Annotated in this window: 15 protein-coding genes; 13 read left to right on the plus strand and 2 right to left on the minus strand. The window is 71.1% G+C overall.

What is annotated here, in order from left to right:
- Positions 1 to 88: 88 nt before the first annotated feature.
- The 8 genes from ruvA to relA all read left to right on the plus strand — a co-directional run bounded on the left by ruvA (position 89) and on the right by relA (position 9,403).
- Positions 89 to 694, plus strand: coding sequence for a Holliday junction branch migration protein RuvA (gene ruvA / locus G3I53_RS28995; RefSeq protein ID WP_164332623.1), 606 nt, complete (start codon positions 89 to 91; stop codon positions 692 to 694).
- 29 nt (positions 695 to 723) lie between these two features.
- Complete coding sequence (gene ruvB, locus G3I53_RS29000) at positions 724 to 1,794, plus strand: Holliday junction branch migration DNA helicase RuvB (protein WP_164332624.1); 1,071 nt, start codon at positions 724 to 726, stop codon at positions 1,792 to 1,794.
- Between the two features lie 165 nt (positions 1,795 to 1,959).
- Entirely contained in the window at positions 1,960 to 2,451 is a 492-nt protein-coding gene (gene yajC / locus G3I53_RS29005) for a preprotein translocase subunit YajC (protein WP_164332625.1), read from the plus strand.
- Positions 2,452 to 2,588: 137 nt separating this feature from the next.
- On the plus strand, positions 2,589 to 4,316 hold the full coding sequence (gene secD / locus G3I53_RS29010) for a protein translocase subunit SecD (RefSeq protein ID WP_164332626.1): 1,728 nt from the start codon (positions 2,589 to 2,591) through the stop codon (positions 4,314 to 4,316).
- 1 nt (position 4,317) lies between these two features.
- A complete protein-coding gene (gene secF, locus G3I53_RS29015; RefSeq protein WP_164332627.1) occupies positions 4,318 to 5,430 on the plus strand; it encodes a protein translocase subunit SecF in 1,113 nt (370 codons plus the stop codon).
- The gene (locus tag G3I53_RS29020) at positions 5,427 to 5,966 is read left to right on the plus strand and encodes an adenine phosphoribosyltransferase (protein ID WP_164332628.1); all 540 of its coding nucleotides are present in this window, start codon (positions 5,427 to 5,429) and stop codon (positions 5,964 to 5,966) included. Before secF ends, G3I53_RS29020 begins: the two co-directional genes overlap by 4 nt.
- Before the next feature lie 222 nt (positions 5,967 to 6,188).
- Entirely contained in the window at positions 6,189 to 6,638 is a 450-nt protein-coding gene (locus G3I53_RS29025; RefSeq protein WP_164332629.1) for a hypothetical protein, read from the plus strand.
- 233 nt (positions 6,639 to 6,871) lie between these two features.
- Positions 6,872 to 9,403 (plus strand): GTP pyrophosphokinase, encoded by a 2,532-nt coding sequence (gene relA, locus G3I53_RS29035; RefSeq protein ID WP_164332630.1) that lies wholly within the window; start codon positions 6,872 to 6,874, stop codon positions 9,401 to 9,403.
- A 100-nt stretch (positions 9,404 to 9,503) separates the two neighbouring features.
- On the opposite strand, the gene G3I53_RS29040 is transcribed toward relA, so the two are convergent.
- Together G3I53_RS29040 and G3I53_RS29045 are read right to left on the minus strand one after the other, a co-directional pair.
- A complete protein-coding gene (locus tag G3I53_RS29040) occupies positions 9,504 to 10,733 on the minus strand; it encodes a DUF349 domain-containing protein (RefSeq protein WP_164332631.1) in 1,230 nt (409 codons plus the stop codon).
- 137 nt (positions 10,734 to 10,870) lie between these two features.
- The gene (locus tag G3I53_RS29045) at positions 10,871 to 11,704 is read right to left on the minus strand and encodes a peptidylprolyl isomerase (protein ID WP_164332632.1); all 834 of its coding nucleotides are present in this window, start codon (positions 11,702 to 11,704) and stop codon (positions 10,871 to 10,873) included.
- A 179-nt stretch (positions 11,705 to 11,883) separates the two neighbouring features.
- On the opposite strand from G3I53_RS29045, the gene G3I53_RS29050 reads away from it, so the two are divergent.
- The 5 genes from G3I53_RS29050 (at position 11,884) to rpsD (ending at position 17,126) form a co-directional block, all read left to right on the plus strand.
- Positions 11,884 to 12,594: an MBL fold metallo-hydrolase gene (locus G3I53_RS29050; RefSeq protein ID WP_164332633.1), complete on the plus strand. Its 711-nt coding sequence runs from the start codon at positions 11,884 to 11,886 to the stop codon at positions 12,592 to 12,594.
- Positions 12,595 to 12,605: 11 nt separating this feature from the next.
- A complete protein-coding gene (hisS, locus tag G3I53_RS29055) occupies positions 12,606 to 13,868 on the plus strand; it encodes a histidine--tRNA ligase (RefSeq protein ID WP_164332634.1) in 1,263 nt (420 codons plus the stop codon).
- A 253-nt stretch (positions 13,869 to 14,121) separates the two neighbouring features.
- Positions 14,122 to 14,781 carry a vitamin K epoxide reductase family protein gene (locus tag G3I53_RS29060; protein ID WP_164332635.1) on the plus strand — a complete coding sequence of 220 codons (660 nt, stop codon included), beginning with the start codon at positions 14,122 to 14,124 and terminating at the stop codon, positions 14,779 to 14,781.
- A 43-nt stretch (positions 14,782 to 14,824) separates the two neighbouring features.
- Positions 14,825 to 16,180 carry a replication-associated recombination protein A gene (locus tag G3I53_RS29065; protein WP_164332636.1) on the plus strand — a complete coding sequence of 452 codons (1,356 nt, stop codon included), beginning with the start codon at positions 14,825 to 14,827 and terminating at the stop codon, positions 16,178 to 16,180.
- Positions 16,181 to 16,511: 331 nt separating this feature from the next.
- Positions 16,512 to 17,126, plus strand: coding sequence for a 30S ribosomal protein S4 (gene rpsD, locus G3I53_RS29070; protein ID WP_164332637.1), 615 nt, complete (start codon positions 16,512 to 16,514; stop codon positions 17,124 to 17,126).
- Positions 17,127 to 17,268: the final 142 nt, after the last annotated feature.

Genomic DNA, 17,268 nt, shown 5'->3' on the forward strand with positions numbered 1-17,268 from the left:
AGCGACGACCCGCCGCGCGGCGCCCGGCCGCGCGCACACCCGCCGCGGGGACCGCCGCGGCACCGAACCCACCGAAGGGGCGCCCCGCATGATCGCCTTCGTCAGCGGCACGGTCGCCGCACTCGCCCCCGACGCCGCGGTCGTCGAGGTCGGCGGCGTCGGCATGGCCGTCCAGTGCACGCCGAACACCCTGTCCGCGCTGCGCGTCGGGCAGCCCGCGCGGCTGGCCACGTCCCTGGTGGTCCGCGAGGACTCCCTGACGCTGTACGGCTTCGCGGACGACGACGAACGCCAGACGTTCGAGCTGCTCCAGACCGCCAGCGGCGTCGGCCCCCGCCTCGCCCAGGCCATGCTGGCCGTGCACAGCCCCGACGCCCTGCGCCGGGCGATCGCCACCGCCGACGAGAAGGCGCTCACCGCCGTCCCCGGCATCGGCAAGAAGGGCGCCCAGAAGCTGCTGCTGGAACTGAAGGACCGGCTCGGTGAACCCCTCGGCGCCCCCGCCGTCGGCGCCCCCGTCACCACCGGCTGGCGCGACCAGCTGCACGCCGCCCTGATCGGCCTCGGCTACGCGACCCGCGAGGCCGACGAGGCGGTCACCGCCGTCGCGCCCCAGGCCGAGGCGGCCGGCGGCACCCCGCAGATCGGCGCCCTGCTGAAGGCGGCCCTGCAGACCCTCAACCGCGCCCGATAGCCCGCGGCCCACCGCTAGGAGACCTTTCAGTGAACTGGGACGACACGACCGACACCCCCGCTCCCGAGCGGCTGGTGGGCCCTGTCGCCGACCGGGAGGACCAAGCCGTCGAGGCCGCCCTGCGCCCCAAGGACCTGGGCGAGTTCATCGGCCAGGAGAAGGTGCGCGAACAGCTCGACCTGGTGCTGCGCGCCGCGCGGGCCCGCGGCGCCACCGCCGACCACGTCCTGCTCTCCGGCGCCCCGGGGCTCGGCAAGACCACCCTCTCGATGATCATCGCCGCGGAGATGGAGGCGCCCATCCGCATCACCTCCGGGCCCGCTATCCAGCACGCGGGCGACCTCGCCGCGATCCTGTCCTCGCTCCAGGAGGGCGAGGTCCTCTTCCTCGACGAGATCCACCGCATGTCCCGGCCCGCCGAGGAGATGCTGTACATGGCGATGGAGGACTTCCGCGTCGACGTCATCGTCGGCAAGGGCCCCGGCGCCACCGCCATCCCGCTGGAGCTGCCGCCCTTCACCCTCGTCGGCGCCACCACCCGCGCGGGCCTGCTGCCGCCCCCGCTGCGCGACCGGTTCGGCTTCACCGCGCACATGGAGTTCTACGAGCCCGCCGAGCTGGAGCGGGTCATCCACCGGTCCGCGAGCCTGCTCGACGTGGAGATCGACACCGACGGCGCCGCCGAGATCGCGGGCCGCTCCCGCGGCACCCCCCGCATCGCCAACCGCCTGCTGCGCCGCGTCCGCGACTACGCGCAGGTCAAGGCGGACGGCCGGATCGACCGGGAGATCGCCGCGGCGGCCCTCAAGGTGTACGAGGTGGACACCCGGGGCCTGGACCGGCTCGACCGGGCGGTGCTCGAAGCGCTGCTCAAGCTGTTCGGCGGGGGACCGGTGGGCCTGTCGACGCTCGCCGTCGCGGTGGGCGAGGAACGTGAGACGGTGGAAGAGGTGGCGGAGCCCTTCCTCGTGAGGGAGGGGCTGCTGGCCCGCACCCCGCGCGGCCGGGTCGCCACCCCGGCGGCATGGACGCACCTCGGCCTCGTACCGCCGCGTTCCGGGGCCGCCGGAAACGGACAAGGGGACCTGTTCGGGGCGTGACCGTGGCGACGGTGGCCCGGGCAGGAACCCGGGTGCCGTGCTGAGCGTTGTTCCCTGCGCGCGGACTCGCCTAGACTCCGCCGATGCCGCCGTTGCCGGTGGCACCACACACCCCCAACCAACAGGCCGTTCACCAGCACGGTCATGTGAAGGAAGTTCCGACCCGTGAGTCTCCTGACCCTCCTCCCGTTCATTGTGCTCATCGGGGCCATGTTCCTGATGACCCGGTCGGCCAAGAAGAAGCAGCAGCAGGCCATCGAGATGCGGAACCAGATGCAGCCGGGTTCCGGCGTCCGCACCATCGGGGGCATGTACGCCACGGTCAAGGAGGTCAGCGAGGACACCGTCCTGCTCGACGCCGGACCGGGCGTGGAGCTGCTGTTCGCCAAGAACTCCATCGGTGCCGTGCTCAGCGACGAGGAGTACAACCAGATCGTCCACGGCATCGAGCACGACCTGAAGTCCGACGGCGACCTCGTGCCGGACGACGCCTCCTCCCTCACGGGCACCGACGAGTCCTCCGACGCCGACGCCTCCGAGGACAAGCCCGTCGACTTCGGCAAGAAGGACGCGGCCGACGAGCCGTCCGACGCCGTCGACGAGGCCGGGGCGGACGACAAGGCGAAGAAGAGCGACGGCGGCTCGGAAGCGAAGTAGTCGTGTCCCGGGGGGCGCGGGTCCCCGGCCCGCGCCCCCCGCGAGACGGCCCGCTCGCAGGACATCCCCACACCATGTCATGGCCGCGCCACGCCTCTCTCGGGTGACGTCGTGGCCCGAGAGGGAGTAACAAGAAGGTGGCTGCACTCAAAAAGGGACAGAAGGCGAGCGCCCAAAGCAAGCCCGGGCGCTCGCTGGCCCTGATTCTGATCGCCCTCGTGGCGCTCACCGGAGGCATGTTCGCCTCCGGACACACCACTCCGCGGCTCGGCATCGACCTGGCGGGCGGCACGAGCATCACGCTCGCCGCGGTCCCCGAGGCCGACCAGGAGTCCGCGATCAACAAGACCAACATGGACACGGCCGTCTCCATCATGGAGCGCCGGGTCAACGGGCTGGGTGTCTCCGAGGCCGAGGTACAGACCCAGGGCACCCGCAACATCATCGTCAACATTCCCAAGGGCACGAACTCCGAACAGGCCCGGGAACAGGTCGGCACCACCGCGAAGCTCTACTTCCGCCCGGTCCTCCAGCGGGACCAGTCCGGCGCCGCCGCGACGCCCGACTCCGGCGCGTCCCCCAGTGCCTCCGCGAGCACGGGTTCCGGCGACGACGCCGACGGCGACCAGGCGGCTTCCCCCACCCCGACGGACGGTGCCACCTCACAGGGCCGCGCCGTCACCGAGGCACTGAAGGCGGACCCGACCCCCGGCGCATCCGCCTCCGCGAGCGGTTCCGGCAAGGACGACGGCGGCCTCGAGGCCCAGTACGCCGCGCTCGACTGCACGAAGCCCGCCCAGCGCGTGGACGCGGGCAAGGGCGTCAAGCCCACCGAGGGCACCGTGGCCTGCGGCCAGGACTCGGCGGGGCAGTGGCAGAAGTACCTGCTCGGCCCGGCCGAGGTCGAGGGCGGCGACGTCGACAAGGCGGAGGCCGTCTACGACACCCAGGGCGGCGCCGGCTGGAAGGTCACGCTGGGCTTCACCGACAGCGGCTCCAAGAAGTTCGCCGCCATCACCGGCAAGCTGGCGCAGAAGCAGTCCCCGCAGAACGAGTTCGCCATCGTCCTGGACGGCAACGTCGTCTCCAACCCCTACGTCCGGCAGGCCCTGAGCGGCTCGGCCGAGATCTCCGGGAACTTCAAGCAGGAGGAGGCCAAGAACCTGGCCAACATCCTGTCCTACGGCTCCCTGCCCCTGTCCTTCCGTGAGGACAGCGTCACCACCGTGACCGCCGCGCTCGGTGGCGAGCAGCTGCAGGCCGGTCTGATCGCGGGCGCCATCGGCCTCGCCCTGGTCGTGCTCTACCTGCTCTTCTACTACCGCGGCCTGTCCTTCATCGCCATCCTGTCGCTGCTGGTGTCCGCCGCGCTGACCTACGTGATCATGTCGCTGCTCGGCCCGACCATCGGCTTCGCGCTGAACCTGCCGGCCGTGTGCGGTGCCATCGTCGCCATCGGCATCACCGCCGACTCCTTCATCGTGTTCTTCGAAAGGGTCCGGGACGAGATCCGTGAGGGCCGCTCCCTGCGCCCCGCCGTGGAGCGGGCCTGGCCGCGCGCCCGGCGCACCGTGCTGGTCTCCGACTTCGTGTCGTTCCTCGCCGCCGCGGTCCTCTTCGTCGTCACCGTCGGCAAGGTGCAGGGCTTCGCCTTCACGCTCGGCCTCACCACGGTCCTCGACGTCGTCGTGGTCTTCTTCTTCACCAAGCCGCTGCTGACGCTGATGGCCCGCCGGCCCTTCTTCGCCCGCGGACACAAGTGGTCCGGTCTGGACCCGAAGGCCCTCGGCGCCAAACCGCCGCTGCGCCGCACCCGCCGTCCCGTCCCCGCCGCCGTCGGCGCCGTCGAATCGAAGGAGGCCTGAGATGTCCAAGCTGGGCAACCTCGGCGCCCGCCTGCACCACGGCGAGGCCGGCTACGACTTCATCAAGAACCGCTGGATCTGGTACGGCGTCTCCATCCTGATCACGATCGCGGCCGTCCTCGGCCTCGGGGTGCGCGGCCTGCACATGGGCATCGAGTTCCAGGGCGGCGCGGTCTTCACCACGCCGAAGAACATGACCGCCTCCGTCTCCGCGGCCGAGGGGTACGCGGAGAGCGCCTCCGGGCACGACGCCATCGTCCAGAAGCTGGGCGACGGCAGCCTGCGCATCCAGGTCGCGGGCATCGACACCAAGGAGTCGGACCGGATCAAGGACCGGCTGGCCGACGACCTCCAGGTGGACGGCGAGCAGATCAACGCCGAGCTGGTCGGCCCCAGCTGGGGCGAGCAGATCGCCGACAAGGCCTGGCAGGGCCTGGGCATCTTCCTGTTCCTCGTCGTGATCTACCTGGCGATCGCCTTCGAGTGGCGCATGGCCGTCGCCGCCTTCGTCGCGCTGATCCACGACATCACCATCACCGTCGGCGTCTACGCCCTGGTCGGCTTCGAGGTCACGCCGGGCACGGTGATCGGACTGCTGACCATCCTCGGCTACTCGCTCTACGACACGGTCGTGGTCTTCGACAGCCTCAAGGAACAGACCAGGGACATCACCAAGCAGACCCGCTGGACCTACAGCGAGATCGCCAACCGGTCCATCAACGGCACCCTGGTGCGTTCGGTCAACACCACGGTCGTGGCACTGCTGCCGGTGGCGGGCCTGCTGTTCATCGGCGGCGGCGTCCTCGGCGCCGGCATGCTCAACGACATCTCGCTCTCGCTGTTCGTCGGCCTCGCCGCGGGCGCGTACTCCTCCATCTTCATCGCCACCCCGCTCGTCGCCGACCTCAAGGAGCGCGAGCCCGCCATGAAGTCCCTGAGGAAGCGCGTACTGGCCAAGCGGGCCCACGGCGGGGGCGAGCCCCAGGACACCCCGCCCGCCGAGGCGGGGTACGACGACGGCCTCGAGGCAGCGGCCCCGGCCGTCGTCGGCCCACGCAACCAGTCGGCCTCCCGCAGCCGCGGGCGCGGCCGGCCCTCAGGAAAGCGACGATGACCGACATCCAAGAACTGCTCCTCAGCCGGATCCGGGACGTGCCGGACCACCCCGAGCCCGGGGTGATGTTCAAGGACATCACCCCGCTCCTCGCGGACCCGGCGGCCTTCACCGCGCTCACCGACGCCCTCGCCGGCATCGCGGCGGCCACGGGCGCCACGAAGATCGTCGGGCTGGAGGCCCGCGGCTTCATCCTCGGCGCCCCGGTCGCGGTCCGCGCGGGCCTCGGCTTCATCCCCGTGCGCAAGGCGGGCAAGCTCCCCGGGGCGACCCTCGCCCAGGCCTACGACCTCGAGTACGGCTCCGCCGAGATCGAGGTGCACGCCGAGGACATCTGCGCCGGCGACCGGATCCTGGTGGTGGACGACGTGCTCGCCACCGGCGGCACCGCCGAGGCGTCCCTGCAGCTCGTCCGCAGGGCGGGCGCCGAGGTCTCGGGCCTCGCCGTGCTGATGGAGCTGGGCTTCCTCGGCGGCCGTGCCCGGGTGGAGCCGGCCCTCCTCGGTGCCCCGCTGGAGGCGCTGCTCACGGTCTGACCCGCAGCCCCGCAGTACCCGCGGCAGCATGAGGACCGGTCCCTCCCGGGGGACCGGTCCTCATGCGTCGGCGGTGAAGACCGGAACCTCAGAATTGTCTCAAGTCCCTGGATCCATCGGGTAGTTGTTCGATTTGATGTGGGGCGTCGCTCATGACCAGGGCGACACCGACAGAGGAGAACAATGATCTCGCGAAAGATCGCTACGGGGGCCGTAGCACTGATGTCCGCCGCAACCCTGGGGGCGGCCGCCGCTCCCGCCGGCGCGACCACGGAGAAGGACACGGCGATCGTGATCGACGCCGCCCAGCTGGTGCCGGAGGCGGACGACGGCGGGACGGCCGTCGAGGCCGCGAAGGCCGGCGTCGAGGTGGCGGCCACTCCCATGGCCTGCGGCAGCTGGAAGCGCGCCGTCGGCATCCCGCTCAAGTGGAGCAAGGAGATCAAGAACGGCTGCGGTCTCTTCGGCCGGGACGGCCTGAAGGTGACCTACGAGTGGAAGGCCGAGCGCGGCAAGCCCTGCATCAAGGTGAAGGGCTTCGTGAAGGGCAAGACGAAGTGGTACAACGCCGGCTGCGGCGCCTCCGGCAAGATCAAGAACGTGCCGTGGGGCAATGTGCTGGCCGAGAAGGGCATCAAGGTCAAGGGAGCGTCGCTGTTCGTCTGGCGCTGACGGACCGGGCGGTCCCCGGACCGCGCATGACCTGACCGAGGGAGTCCTCCCCCCCCAGCGGGGAGGGCTCCCTCCGGCGTCGCCGGGCGGCCCGCCCCCCGGCACCCGTCCCCCGCGTCCCGGGGGTGGACCGTTCTCACACCGCTCCCCGGGCCATCCGCGGGCGGGGGATGGCTACCATGGACTCTTCCGGAGCCTGACCGGGGGACCCGGACCGCGCACGAGGAGTCCTCTTGCCAGACGAGGCCCAGCACCTGACCGCCGCCAAGCCCGAGCCCGCCTCGGCCCCCGCGGCCAAGCCCGCGCCGAGCGCGCCGCAGGCGAAGAACGACACCCGCGGTCCGGTCCAGCATGCCCAGGCCACCCCCGCCGACAAGCCCGAGCAGCCGCGGCCCAAGCCCTCCCCGCCCCCGGAGCGCTCCGCCCCCGCGGTCCGCCCGAACACCGGCCAGCCCGCCCGCTCCGGCTCCTCCAACCGCGTCCGCGCCCGTCTCGCCCGGCTCGGCGTGCAGCGCGCCAACCCGTACAACCCGGTGCTGGAGCCGCTGCTGCGGATCGTGCGCAGCAACGACCCCAAGATCGAGAACTCCACCCTCCGCCAGATCGAGAAGGCGTACCAGGTCGCCGAGCGCTGGCACCGCGGCCAGAAGCGCAAGAGCGGCGACCCGTACATCACGCATCCGCTGGCCGTCACCACCATCCTCGCCGAGCTGGGCATGGACCCGGCGACGCTGATGGCCGGACTGCTGCACGACACCGTGGAGGACACCGAGTACGGCCTGGAGGACCTGCGCCGCGACTTCGGCGACGTGGTCACCCTGCTCGTCGACGGCGTCACCAAGCTGGACAAGGTCAAGTTCGGCGAGGCCGCCCAGGCCGAGACCGTGCGCAAGATGGTCGTCGCCATGGCCAAGGACCCCCGGGTCCTGGTCATCAAGCTGGCCGACCGGCTGCACAACATGCGCACCATGCGCTACCTCAAGCGCGAGAAGCAGGAGAAGAAGGCGCGCGAGACGCTGGAGATCTACGCGCCGCTCGCCCACCGCCTGGGCATGAACACCATCAAGTGGGAACTGGAGGACCTCGCCTTCGCGATCCTCTACCCCAAGATGTACGACGAGATCGTCCGCCTGGTCGCCGAGCGCGCCCCCAAGCGCGACGAGTACCTCGCCATCGTCACCGACGAGGTGCAGCAGGACCTGCGGGCGGCCCGCATCAAGGCCACCGTCACCGGCCGCCCCAAGCACTACTACAGCGTCTACCAGAAGATGATCGTCCGCGGCCGTGACTTCGCGGAGATCTACGACCTGGTGGGCATCCGCGTCCTCGTGGACACCGTCCGCGACTGCTACGCGGCCCTCGGCACGGTGCACGCGCGATGGAACCCGGTCCCCGGCCGGTTCAAGGACTACATCGCGATGCCCAAGTTCAACATGTACCAGTCGCTGCACACCACGGTGATCGGCCCCGGCGGCAAGCCCGTCGAGCTGCAGATCCGCACCTTCGACATGCACCGCCGCGCCGAGTACGGCATCGCCGCGCACTGGAAGTACAAGCAGGAGGCCGTGGCCGGCGCCTCCAAGATCCGCACCGACGCGCCCAAGTCGTCCGGCAAGAGCAAGGACGACCACCTCAACGACATGGCGTGGCTGCGCCAGCTCCTCGACTGGCAGAAGGAGACTGAGGACCCGGGCGAGTTCCTGGAGTCGCTGCGCTTCGACCTGTCCCGCAACGAGGTCTTCGTCTTCACCCCCAAGGGCGACGTCATAGCGCTCCCCGCGGGCGCCACCCCCGTGGACTTCGCGTACGCGGTGCACACCGAGGTGGGCCACCGCACCATAGGGGCCCGGGTCAACGGCCGCCTGGTACCGCTGGAGTCGACGCTCGACAACGGCGACCTGGTCGAGGTCTTCACCTCCAAGGCGGCCGGCGCCGGCCCGTCCCGCGACTGGCTCGGTTTCGTCAAGTCGCCCCGCGCCCGCAACAAGATCCGCGCCTGGTTCTCCAAGGAGCGCCGCGACGAGGCGATCGAGCAGGGCAAGGACTCCATCGTCCGCGCCATGCGCAAGCAGAACCTGCCCATCCAGCGCATCCTCACGGGCGACTCCCTGGTCACCCTGGCGCACGAGATGCGCTACTCCGACATCTCCGCGCTGTACGCGGCGATCGGCGAGGGCCATGTCTCCGCGCAGAACATCGTGCAGAAGCTGGTGCAGGCCCTCGGCGGCGAGGAGGCGGCCACCGAGGAGATCGACGAGTCGGTCCCGCCGGCCCGCAGCCGCCGCAAGCGCCGCTCCAGCGCCGACCCCGGCGTCGTCGTCAAGGGCGTCGAGGACGTGTGGGTGAAGCTGGCCCGCTGCTGCACCCCGGTGCCCGGCGACCCGATCATCGGCTTCGTCACCCGCGGCAGCGGCGTCTCGGTGCACCGCAGCGACTGCGTGAACGTCGACTCGCTGTCCAGGGAGCCCGAGCGCATCCTCGACGTGGAGTGGGCGCCCACCCAGTCGTCGGTCTTCCTGGTGGCCATCCAGGTCGAGGCGCTGGACCGCTCCCGGCTGCTCTCGGACGTCACACGCGTGCTGTCCGACCAGCACGTCAACATCCTCTCGGCGGCCGTGCAGACCTCCCGCGACCGCGTCGCCACCTCCCGCTTCACCTTCGAGATGGGCGACCCCAAGCACCTGGGCCACGTCCTGAAGGCGGTACGGGGCGTGGAGGGCGTCTACGACGTCTACCGGGTCACCTCGGCCCGCAACCGCACCTGAGGGCCGGGCAACCGCACCTCAGGGACGGCACACGGAAGGGGGCTGCCGCACCGGCCGGTGCGGCAGCCCCCTCCCTTTGTGTCCCGGGCGGACCGGCGGCTCAGCCGCCGAACTCCTGCAGACCCTTCAGCGCCTGGTCGAGCAGCGCCTGACGGCCCTCGAGCTCCCGCTCCAGCTTCTGCGCCTTCGCGTCGTTGCCCTGCGCCCGGGCCTGCTCGATCTGCCCCTTCAGCTTGTCGACCGCCGCCTGCAGCTGACCGGTCAGACCCGCGGCACGCGCGCGTGCCTCCGGGTTGGTCCGGCGCCACTCGGCCTCCTCGGCCTCCTGCAGCGCCCGCTCCACGGCCTGCATCCGGCCCTCGACCTTCGGGCGGGCGTCCCGCGGCACGTGGCCGATGGCCTCCCAGCGCTCGTTGACCGCGCGGAACGCGGCACGGGCGGCCTTCAGATCGGTGACCGGAAGGAGCTTCTCGGCCTCCCCGGCCAGCTCCTCCTTCAGCTTCAGGTTCTCCGCCTGCTCGGCGTCCCGCTCGGCGAACACCGAGCTGCGGGCGGCGAAGAAGACGTCCTGCGCGCCGCGGAAGCGGTTCCACAGGTCGTCCTCGTGCTCGCGCTGGGCACGGCCGGCCGCCTTCCACTCCGCCATCAGCTCGCGGTAGCGCGCGGCCGTCGCACCCCACTCCGTGGAGTTCGACAGCGACTCGGCCTCCGCGACCAGCCGCTCCTTGGTGCGGCGGGCCTCCTCGCGCTGCGCGTCGAGCTGCGCGAAGTGCTGCTTGCGCCGCTTGGAGAACGCCGAGCGGGCGTGCGAGAACCGGTGCCACAGCTCGTCGTCCGACTTGCGGTCCAGCCGCGGCAGGCCCTTCCAGGTGTCCACCAGGGCCCGCAGCCGCTCACCGGCCGCCCGCCACTGGTCGGACTGCGCCAGCTCCTCCGCCTCGGCGACCAGCGCCTCCTTGGCCCGGCGGGCCTCCTCGGCCTGCCTGGCCCGCTGCGCCCTGCGCTCCTCGCGCCGCGCCTCCACCAGCTCCACCAGCTTGTCCAGCCGGACCCGCAGGGCGTCCAGGTCGCCCACCGCGTGGTGGGCGTCGACCTGCTCGCGCAGGTGGTCGATGGCGGTCCGGGCGTCCTTGGAGGACAGGTCGGTGGTCTTCACTCGCTTCTCGAGGAGGCCGATCTCGACAACCAGGCCCTCGTACTTGCGCTCGAAGTAGGCCAGGGCTTCCTCGGGGGAACCCGCCTGCCAGGAACCGACGACCTTCTCACCGTCGGCCGTCCGCACGTACACGGTCCCCGTCTCGTCGACGCGGCCCCACGGGTCGCTGCTCACAGCGCCTCCTCCACATGATGCCGTCGAGGGGCCTCGAAGCTCCCCCGGGCATCGTCCACAGTTTCGTCACGGCCAACATAAGCGACCGACGGGACCCCTGTCCGCATCCCGCGCGACCGGGATTGCCCAGTTGACGGTCAGGATTCCGTGACCGTCGCCCTGTCGATCACGACCGTCGCGTGGGGCGCGGTATTGCCGGTCGTGGGGTCGGGGGCCGTGGCTCCCGCGGCGGCGATTTTCTTCAGCACCTCCATGCCCGGCTTCGAGACGGTGCCGAACGGTGTGTAGTTGGGCGGGAGCTGGCTGTCCTGGTACACCAGGAAGAACTGGCTGCCGCCACTGTCCTTCTGCCCGGTGTTGGCCATCGCGACCGTGCCCGCCGGGTAGATGTTGTCCTTGAGGCTCTTGTCCTTGAGGTTCTCGTCCGGGATCGTGTAGCCCGGCCCGCCGGTGCCGGTGGCCGTCGGGTCACCGCACTGCAGCACGTAGATGCCCTCGGTGGTCAGCCGGTGGCACTTGGTGTGGTCCAGGTAGCCCTGGCCGAGCAGGAAGCGGAACGAGTTCACCGTGTGCGGCGCGTCCTTGGCCTTGAGGGCCACGTCGATGTCGCCGCAGGTGGTCTCCAGCTTCATCGTGTACGACGCCGACTTGTCGATCTCGAGCGCCGGTTCCTTCTTCCAGGTCTTGGTCGCGGGCTCGCCCGGTGCGGGCTTCTCGCACGGGTCCGGCACCTTGCTCGTCGGCGCGGCGCTCGGGGTGACCTCCGCGCCCGCGTTGGCGCTGGTGTCGTCGTCCTGCTGGAACACCCCGGCCGTGTACAGCGCCCCGCTGCCGATCAGCACCACCCCGAGCGCCGAGGCGATCACGGCGTTGCGCGTGCGCGCCTTGCGCCGTGCTTCGGTGCGCCGCTGCTGCTGGCGCAAGAACTTCTCCCGGGCGAGCTGACGCCGCCGCTGTTCCTGGCTGACCACCGGGTTGTCTCCTCATGCGTCTCGTGTGCCGGCCGGTACGCGTGCGTGCGGTGAAGCCGACCGCCTGCGTCTGCCCCGTACCGTATATGGGTTCGCTGTGGAATCGGCAGCGCCGGTAGGCTCTGACCACGGGCGCAGCCCGTCGCAAGCCTCCCGTACCGACCCAACGAAGGACGATCGTGCTCATTGCCGGGTTCCCCGCCGGGGCCTGGGGGACGAACTGTTATCTCGTCGCCCCCGCCGCCGGTGAGGAGTGCGTGATCATCGACCCCGGCCACCAGGCCGCCGACGGCGTCGCGGAGGCGGTCCGCAAGCACCGTCTGAAGCCCGTCGCCGTCGTCCTCACCCACGGACACATCGACCACGTCGCCTCGGTCGTCCCGGTCTGCGGCGCGCACGACGTGCCCGCCTGGATCCACCCGCAGGACCGGTACATGATGAGCGACCCCGAGAAGGGCATCGGCCGTGCCATCGGCATGCCGCTGATGGGGGAGCTGACCGTGGGCGAGCCGGACGACCTCAGGGAACTCACCGACGGCGCGCGGCTGAAGCTGGCGGGCCTGGAGTTCTCCGTCGCGCACGCACCGGGCCATACCAAGGGGTCGGTGACCTTCGGCCTGCCCGAGGCGGCGGACATCCCGCCGGTCATGTTCTCGGGCGACCTGCTGTTCGCCGGCTCCATCGGACGCACCGACCTGCCCGGCGGTGACATGGCCGAGATGCTCGACTCGCTGGCCCGCGTGTGCCTGCCGCTCGACGACTCGACCGTAGTGCTGTCCGGTCACGGCCCCCAGACGACCATCGGCCAGGAGCGCGCCACCAACCCGTATCTGCGGCAGGTGGCCGCCGGCCAGGGAGCGGACGTGGACGCTCCCCGACGAGGAATGTGACGAGTACTTCCGTGAGCACCTTCAAGGCCCCCAAGGGCACCTACGACCTGATCCCGCCGGACAGCGCCAAGTACCTGGCCGTGCGCGAGGCCATCGCCGCGCCGCTGCGGGGCTCCGGCTACGGCTACATCGAGACGCCCGGCTTCGAGAACGTCGAACTGTTCGCGCGCGGTGTCGGGGAGTCCACCGACATCGTCACCAAGGAGATGTACGCCTTCGAGACCAAGGGCGGCGACCGGCTCGCCCTGCGCCCCGAGGGCACCGCCTCGGTGCTGCGCGCCGCCCTGGAGGCCAACCTGCACAAGGCGGGCAACCTCCCGGTCAAGCTCTGGTACTCCGGCTCGTACTACCGCTACGAGCGCCCGCAGAAGGGCCGTTACCGCCACTTCTCGCAGGTCGGTGCCGAGGCGATCGGCGCGGAGGACCCTGCCCTGGACGCCGAGCTGATCATTCTCGCCGACCAGGCGTACCGCTCGCTGGGCCTGAGCCGGTTCCGCATCCTGCTCAACAGCCTCGGCGACAAGGAGTGCCGCCCGGTGTACCGGGCCGCGCTGCAGGACTTCCTGCGCGGCCTGGACCTGGACGAGGACACCCTGCGCCGCGCGGAGATCAACCCGCTGCGCGTCCTGGACGACAAGCGGGAGTCGGTGCAGAAGCAGCTCGGCGGCGCCCCGCTGCTGCGCGACTACCTCTGCGACGCCTGCAAGGCGTACCACGAGGAGGTCCGTGAGCTGATCACGGCGGCCGGCGTGGCCTTCGAGGACGACGCCCGGCTGGTGCGCGGCCTGGACTACTACACCCGCACCACCTTCGAGTTCGTCCACGACGGCCTGGGCTCCCAGTCCGCGGTGGGCGGCGGCGGCCGCTACGACGGCCTGTCGGAGATGATCGGCGGCCCCGCCCTGCCCTCCGTCGGCTGGGCCCTCGGCGTCGACCGCACCGTGCTGGCCCTGGAGGCGGAGGGCGTAGAGCTCGAACTCCCCGCCACCACCAGCGTGTTCGCGGTGCCGCTCGGCGAGGAGGCCCGCCGGGTGCTGTTCACCAAGGTCACCGAGCTGCGCAAGAACGGCGTCGCCGCCGACTTCGCCTACGGCGGCAAGGGGCTCAAGGCCGCCATGAAGGCCGCCCACCGCTCCGGCGCCCGCTACGCCCTGGTGCTGGGCGAGCGCGACCTGGCCGAGGGCGTCGTCCAGCTCAAGGACATGGAGTCCGGCGAGCAGAGCGCGGTCGGCGTCAACGAGATCGTCTCGGAGCTGGAATCCCGGCTCGGCTGACACGGCGCGCGGGGCGCCGGGTGCCCGCGTGGCACCCGGCGCCTTCGTCAACTCCGCGGGCCGTGATCCACTCCGCGGAGGGACCCCGGTGGGAGTGTGTGTGCGAGCCGGGCACGGACGTCGGCCGGAACCCAACGCTCCCGGGCGAGCGCCCGTATGGTCGTGTGCCCGCGGGGCCCGCGGCACACAGGAGGGTGCGGCACAATGGCCCTGCCCGAAGCAGGTCCACACACCCAGTGACGGAATCGGCGTGATGAGCAAGACGACAGTCAAGGACGTCTCCATGGAGCCCCAGCCCTCGCCGGAACGTGCCGGAGCACCACGCAGGGAGGGAGCGAGCCGGGCCCTCGCCCTGCTTCTGGTGATCACGGGTGCCGCGGGCGTGCTCGCGGCCTGGGTCATCACGCTGGACAAGTTCAAGCTGCTCGAGGCCGAGGTCAAGGGCGAGACGTTCACCCCCGGGTGCAGCCTCAACCCCGTCGTCTCCTGCGGCAGCGTGATGCAGAGCGACCAGGCCTCCGTGTTCGGCTTCCCGAACCCCATGCTCGGCCTGGTCACCTACGGCATCGTGGTCTGCGTCGGGATGAGCCTGCTGGCCGGGGCCCGCTTCCCCCGCTGGTACTGGCTCACCCTCAACGCCGGCATGCTGTTCGGCACGGTCTTCTGCGCCTGGCTGATGTATCAGTCCCTGTACCGGATCAACGCCCTGTGCCTGTGGTGCTGCCTGGCCTGGGTCGCCACGCTCGTCATGTTCTGGTACGTCACCTCCTTCAACGTCCGCAACGGCTTCCTGCCCGCCCCCGGCTGGCTCAAGGGCTTCTTCGGCGAGTTCACCTGGGTCCTGCCCGTGCTGCACGTCGGCGTCATCGGGATGCTGATCCTGACCCGCTGGTGGACCTTCTGGACCGGCTGACCGCCCGGCCGCACTGTCGGTGCGGTCCTTTAGGGTTGCGGACGTGGAGCCCGACCTGTTCACCGCCGCAGCAGAAGAACGCCAGGAGAAGGACCCGGCCGGCAGCCCCCTGGCGGTCCGGATGCGTCCCCGCACCCTCGACGAGATGGTGGGGCAGCAGCACCTGCTCAAGCCGGGCTCACCCCTGCGCCGGCTGGTCGGCGAGGGGTCCGGCGGCCCGGCCGGCCCCTCCTCGGTGATCCTCTGGGGCCCGCCCGGCACCGGCAAGACCACCCTGGCCTACGTCGTCTCCAAGGCGACCGACAAGCGCTTCGTCGAACTGTCGGCGATCACCGCCGGGGTCAAGGAGGTGCGGGCCGTCATCGACGGCGCCCGCCGCGCCTCCGGCGGATACGGCCAGGAGACCGTCCTCTTCCTGGACGAGATCCACCGCTTCAGCAAGGCCCAGCAGGACTCCCTGCTGCCCGCCGTGGAGAACCGCTGGGTCACCCTGATCGCCGCCACCACCGAGAACCCCTACTTCTCGGTCATCTCCCCGCTGCTGTCCCGCTCGCTCCTGCTGACCCTGGAGCCCCTCACCGACGACGACCTGCGCGGCCTGCTGACCCGGGCCCTGACCGACGAGCGCGGCCTGAAGGGCTCCCTGACCCTCCCCGACGACACCGCGGAGCACCTGCTGCGCATCGCGGGCGGCGACGCCCGCCGTGCCCTCACCGCCCTGGAGGCCGCCGCGGGGGCCGCGCTCGACAAGGGGGAGCCGGAGATCTCCCTGACCACCCTGGAGGAGACCGTCGACCGGGCGGCGGTGGCCTACGACCGCGACGGCGACCAGCACTACGACGTCGCCAGCGCCCTGATCAAGTCGATCCGCGGCTCCGACGTGGACGCCGCCCTGCACTACCTGGCCCGGATGATCGAGGCCGGCGAGGACCCCCGCTTCATCGCCCGCCGGCTGATGATCTCCGCGAGCGAGGACATCGGACTGGCCGACCCGAACGCACTGCCGATCGCGGTCGCCGCCGCCCAGGCCGTCGCCATGATCGGCTTCCCCGAGGCGGCGCTCACGCTCAGCCACGCCACCATCGCCCTGGCGCTCGCCCCCAAGTCCAACGCGGCCACCACCGCCATCGGCGCCGCCCTGGACGACGTGCGCAAGGGCCACGCCGGACCCGTGCCCTCGCACCTGCGCGACGGGCACTACAAGGGCGCCGCCAAGCTGGGCCACGCCAAGGGCTACGTCTACCCCCACGACCTGCCCGAGGGCATCGCCGAGCAGCAGTACGCCCCGGACGCCCTCAAGGACCGCACCTACTACGCACCCACCCGGCACGGCGCCGAGGCGCGGTACGCGGACGCGGTCGAATGGACCAGGAAGCACCTCGGTCGGAAGCGGTCCTGACCACCCTGTAGAATCTCCCGAAGCGCTGCGTCCCGTTGTCCGGTCCCGTCAGGAGAGCCGGCATCACCAGAGCGGGACATCCAGCCGGAGACCCGGCCCCCGGGCGGGGTTCTCCAGGAGCGTCGCGCACCGGCGAACGGTGTCGCGGGCAGCCCACCACCACCCGGAATCCCGGGACCGGCCGGTGGGCCACTCGCGTGCTGCACGTATGTGCCCAGACCAGGGGAGCGGCTGCCCGGCAGGTCCACTGCGGACCCGCGGGGTTTCCCCGGCTGCGGATGCGACCTCCCTCAACCCTGGTGAGCCGACGCAACGGAAAGCGAAAGAGACAGTGGCGAATCAGTCCCGCCCCAAGGTCAAGAAGTCGCGTGCCCTCGGTATCGCGCTGACCCCGAAGGCCGTCAAGTACTTCGAGGCCCGCCCCTACCCGCCGGGCGAGCACGGCCGCGGCCGCAAGCAGAACTCGGACTACAAGGTCCGTCTGCTGGAGAAGCAGCGCCTGCGCGCGCAGTACGACGTGAGCGAGCGCCAGCTCGTCCGCGCCTACGAGCGGGCCGCCAAGACCACCATCAAGACCGGTGACGCCCTCGTCATCGAGCTCGAGCGCCGTCTCGACGCGCTGGTCCTGCGTTCGGGCATCGCCCGCACGATCTACCAGGCCCGCCAGATGGTCACGCACGGCCACATCCAGGTCAACGGCAAGAAGGTCGACAAGCCCTCCTTCCGTGTCCGCCCGGACGACGTCGTGCAGGTCCGTGAGCGCAGCAAGGACAAGACGCTCTTCACGATCGCCCGCGAGGGTGGCTTCGCCCCCGACGGCGAGACCCCGCGCTACCTCCAGGTGAACCTCAAGGCCCTGGCGTTCCGCCTGGACCGTGAGCCGAACCGCAAGGAGATCCCGGTGATCTGCGACGAGCAGCTCGTCGTCGAGTACTACGCCCGCTGACCCCAGCAGGCGAGCGGTACCTCAGCCCGCCGTCTCCCCGCCCTTCCGGGTGGGCGAGGCGGCGGGTTCCTGCGTCCGGGGCACCTCCGGAGCGGGCGGCACCCGCAGCGGCGCCCGCCCAGCGGCCCCCGGCGCCCCCGGT

It is taken from the genome of Streptomyces sp. SID14436 (genome assembly GCF_010548465.1).
Classification (GTDB): domain Bacteria; phylum Actinomycetota; class Actinomycetes; order Streptomycetales; family Streptomycetaceae; genus Streptomyces.

What these genes read in the sequence shown, in the direction of transcription:
- ruvA (WP_164332623.1), top strand. Translation starts at nt 89, where the DNA reads ATGATCGCCTTCGTCAGCGGCACGGTCGCCGCACTCGCCCCCGACGCC.
- secF (WP_164332627.1), top strand. Translation starts at nt 4,318, where the DNA reads ATGTCCAAGCTGGGCAACCTCGGCGCCCGCCTGCACCACGGCGAGGCC.
- G3I53_RS29020 (WP_164332628.1), top strand. Translation starts at nt 5,427, where the DNA reads ATGACCGACATCCAAGAACTGCTCCTCAGCCGGATCCGGGACGTGCCG.
- G3I53_RS29025 (WP_164332629.1), top strand. Translation starts at nt 6,189, where the DNA reads ATGTCCGCCGCAACCCTGGGGGCGGCCGCCGCTCCCGCCGGCGCGACC.
- G3I53_RS29060 (WP_164332635.1), top strand. Translation starts at nt 14,122, where the DNA reads ATGAGCAAGACGACAGTCAAGGACGTCTCCATGGAGCCCCAGCCCTCG.